This window comes from Devosia sp. (assembly GCF_041917035.1).
Classification (GTDB): Bacteria; Pseudomonadota; Alphaproteobacteria; order Rhizobiales; family Devosiaceae; genus Devosia_A.
This window is the reverse complement of sequence record NZ_JAYRYM010000319.1, coordinates 1-3,689: the sequence shown is the minus strand read 5'-3', so window position 1 is coordinate 3,689 and position 3,689 is coordinate 1. Positions and strand designations below refer to the sequence as shown.

The following is a 3,689-nucleotide window of genomic DNA, read 5'->3' as shown; positions in this document are numbered from 1 at the left end:
TGCGCTCGGCATCACGCGTCTCGCCGCGCAGACCGGCCTCGATCGCATCGGCATCCCCTGCTACGCCGCCATCCGCCCCAATTCCCTGACCATCGCCAGCCATCAGGGCAAGGGGATCGACGACGTTTCCGCGCAGATCTCGGCGCTCATGGAGGCCGCCGAGTATGCCATTTCAGAGGCGCCGGAGACTCCGTCGCACCGGCTGAGCCGCGAGCAGGTCGCGGCCCGCGGCCTCAGGGCGATGCCGGTCGATCACCTCCTGCCGCGCGACGCTCCATGGCCGGCCGACCGGCCGATCCGCTGGGTCGAGGGACAACAGCTGCCCGGCGGACAGACCGTCCTCGTCCCCTATGACGCGGTGGTGCTGGGCGTGCCGCCGGCGGACCTGCCGGGGCTGGCCCAGTCCAGCAACGGCGTCGCGGCGGCAACCAGCCATGAGGCGGCCCTGCTGCACGCGCTGTGCGAACTGGTCGAGCGGGACGCCGTGTGCCTGTGGGGCTTCAGGCCCGATGCGGCCGCCCTGGCGACCGCTCTCGACCCTGCCGCCTTCCGCGACGCGGAGATCTCGCGACTCACCGCGCGCATCACCGCCGCCGGCCGCCGGCTGTACCTGTTCGACCTGACCGGCAATACCGGCCTGCCCTGTCTCTACGCGGTCATCACCCCCGGCGACGGAGCGGATCGGCATTTCGACGCGGCCACCGGTGCGGCCTGCCATCCCGTCGCCGCCATCGCCGCCCGCCGCGCCATCGTCGAGGCGGCGCAGACGCGGATCGCCCACATTGCCGGCGCCCGCGATGACATCGTTGATGCCGAGTACGACCAGCGTCTGGCCGCCTCGCTGGCGATCCTCACCACCGCCAGGCCGACCGATCGGCCGCCTCCTGTCGGTCTGCCCGCGGCAACGCCGCCCGCTACCCAGCTGGCGGCCGTGCTCGCCGGGCTCTCGCAGGCGCGTCTGGATCCGCCGGTCGTCGTCACCCTCGGCGGCGACCGCTGTGGCATCACCGTGCTCAAGGCCTTCGTTCCGGGTCTCGAGGATCGCCTCACCAATCGCAACTGGCGTCCGGGTCGCCGCGCTGCGGCCGCCATGCTGGGTCTTTTGTGAAAGTCCTGTTCGTCGGTCCCTCGCTTGCGGGCGTCCAGTGGGACTGCACCGGCATCGATGTTCGGCCTCCGGCGCGCCAGGGCGACATTCACCTTGCCGTGCTTCGGGGTGCCCGCGCGATCGGCCTGGTCGATGGCGTGTTCGGTTTCGTGCCGTCCGTCTGGCACAAGGAGATCCTCCACGCCCTGTCGCAAGGGGTCCGGGTTCTGGGCGGCGCCTCGATCGGCGCGCTGCGGGCCGCCGAATGCGCCGCCTATGGCATGGAGCCGGTCGGCGAGATCGCTGCCGACTACCTCGCCGGCCGGCGTACCGACGACGCCGATGTCTGCCTCGCCCACTGCCCGGAGGAGCTGGGCTTTGCCCCGCTGAGCGAACCGCTCGTCGATGCGGAGGCGACGATTGCCGTGCTGCCAGTGGATGACGGCACGCGGCAGAGCCTGAATCTTGCCGCGCGCGCGCTCTATTTCGACGAGCGGACGATCGAGGCCATGGTGGCCATGGCCGGCGCACCCCACACCGTCGGCGAACTCTACCGCCGGCATCGCATCGGGGCCAAGTCACGGGATGCGCTTGCCGTTCTCGCCCGGTTGCGCGCCCTGCCCGAAGGCCGGACCGCGCCCCCCTCGGACTGGCGGTTCCGTGCATCGCAGCCCTGGCAGCACTACCTGTCGCGCCTCGCACCGCCGGCGGACGAGTTGCACTCTAGTGCAGATGCCGTCCCGCCAGGGCGCTGAGTTCGACCGGGTGGATCAGCCGGGCATGGGCGACCGTGATCGAGTGCAGCGGCCCCTCGATCTGCTCCTCCCAGAAAGCGAGGAACTTGCGCAGCGTGGGGAACTGCGGAAAGACATCGTACTGCTGCCACAGGAAGTCCTGCAGCACGTGCCGATGGTCGGGAACGCGGTAGATGATCTTGGCCGTGGTCAGGCCATAGCCTTCGATTTCGGCAAGCGTGGCGGCCTGCAGCGTCATGGGGCACCTCCATTGCGGACGAGGTCATGCTGCCCTGACGGCTTCGCGGATGACAAGTACCCGACAGCGATTTCACATTGATTTCATATGCTTAGCAGCAGACCCGCAGGAGTGCTGATGACCCCGGGTTGCGAACAAAACGCGAATGATGCTCACTGTCGCGTGCCCCGTATCCGGACCGATTCGTCTTGCCGCCTGATCCGCACTACCTCGACAAGCTCAATCCCGAGCAGCGCCTTGCCGCCGAGCATGCCGGGGGACCGCTTCTGGTCATCGCCGGGGCGGGATCGGGCAAGACCAGCACGCTCGCGCACCGCGTCGCCCACCTGATCGTCAACGGCGCCGACCCCCGCCGCATCCTGCTCATGACCTTCTCGCGCCGCGCCGCTGCCGAGATGCAGCGTCGGGTCGAACGGCTGGTGGCGCAGGTCCTCAAGGACAGGGCCGGCATCGTCACCGACGCGCTCACCTGGGCCGGCACCTTCCACGGCATCGGAGCCCGCCTGTTGCGCGAGCACGCCGAGCAGATCGGCCTCGTGCCGGGCTTCTCGATCCACGATCGCGAGGATTCGGGCGACCTGATCAATATCATCCGGCACGAGATGGGCTTTTCGGAAGCGCGGAAGCGTTTTCCGACCAAGGGGACCTGTCTCGCCATCTACTCGCGCGTCGTCAACGCCCAGCAGGAACTCGAGACCGTGCTGCAGCAGGCGTTCCCCTGGGTGGCGATGTGGAACAACGAGTTGCGCGCGCTGTTCGGTGCCTATGTCGAGCACAAGCAGCGCCAGCAGGTTCTCGACTATGACGACCTGCTGCTCTACTGGGCCGCGATGATGCGGGAACCCGCGATCACCGCGGAGCTGGGGGAGCGCTTCGACCACGTGCTGGTCGACGAATACCAGGACACCAATCGGCTGCAGGCATCGATCCTGATGGCGCTCAAGCCGCGCGGCGACGGGCTCACCGTGGTCGGCGACGACGCGCAGTCGATCTACTCGTTCCGGGCCGCCACGGTCCGCAACATCCTCGATTTCCCCGCCGCCTTCACGCCGCCGGCCCGCATCGTGACGCTCGACCGCAACTACCGCTCCACCCAGCCGATCCTCGCGGCGGCCAATGCGGTGATCTCGGAATCGACCGAGCGCTTCACCAAGAACCTGTGGACCGACCGACTCTCGGACGACCGGCCCCGCCTCGTCACCGTGCGCGACGAGGCCGGCCAGGCCCGCTACGTCGTCGAGAGCATTCTCGCCTGCCGCGAGGGTGGCACCGCGCTCAAGCAGCAGGCCGTTCTGTTCCGCACATCGAGCCACTCGGCCGAGCTGGAGATCGAGTTGACGCGGCGGAACATCCCGTTCGTCAAGTATGGCGGTCTCAAGTTCCTCGACTCCGCCCATGTCAAGGACATACTGGCGCTGCTCCGCTTCGTCGACAACCCGCGCGATCGCGTGGCGGGGTTCCGTGTCCTGCAGCTCCTGCCGGGCATCGGTCCGGGTGCCGCAGGCAGGGTGATCGACCGGATGGCGGAAAGCCCGACCCCGCTCGAGGTGCTGCTGGCGATGCCGCCGCCGCCGCGGGGCTCCGAGGGTTGGTCGGCTCTGCTGGAGGT

At 68.9% G+C, this 3,689-nt stretch carries 4 protein-coding genes; 3 read left to right on the top strand and 1 reads right to left on the bottom strand.

What is annotated here, in order from left to right; translation table 11 throughout:
* Both ACE3TU_RS20240 and ACE3TU_RS20235 read left to right on the top strand, forming a co-directional pair.
* Nucleotides 1-1,108 (top strand): YcaO-like family protein (locus ACE3TU_RS20240; protein ID WP_374627527.1); only part of this gene is annotated, 1,108 nt, incomplete at its 5' end.
* Entirely contained in the window at nucleotides 1,105-1,842 is a 738-nt protein-coding gene (locus ACE3TU_RS20235; protein WP_374627525.1) for a TfuA-like protein, read from the top strand. The genes ACE3TU_RS20240 and ACE3TU_RS20235, both read left to right, overlap by 4 nt.
* On the opposite strand, the gene ACE3TU_RS20230 is transcribed toward ACE3TU_RS20235, so the two are convergent.
* Nucleotides 1,811-2,080 (bottom strand): hypothetical protein, encoded by a 270-nt coding sequence (locus ACE3TU_RS20230; RefSeq protein WP_374627523.1) that lies wholly within the window; start codon nucleotides 2,078-2,080, stop codon nucleotides 1,811-1,813. The two genes, ACE3TU_RS20235 and ACE3TU_RS20230, sit on opposite strands and share 32 nt — an antisense overlap.
* A gap of 188 nt (nucleotides 2,081-2,268) precedes the next feature.
* On the opposite strand from ACE3TU_RS20230, the gene ACE3TU_RS20225 reads away from it, so the two are divergent.
* A partial coding sequence (locus ACE3TU_RS20225; RefSeq protein WP_374627521.1) for an ATP-dependent helicase occupies nucleotides 2,269-3,689 on the top strand: 1,421 nt, incomplete at its 3' end.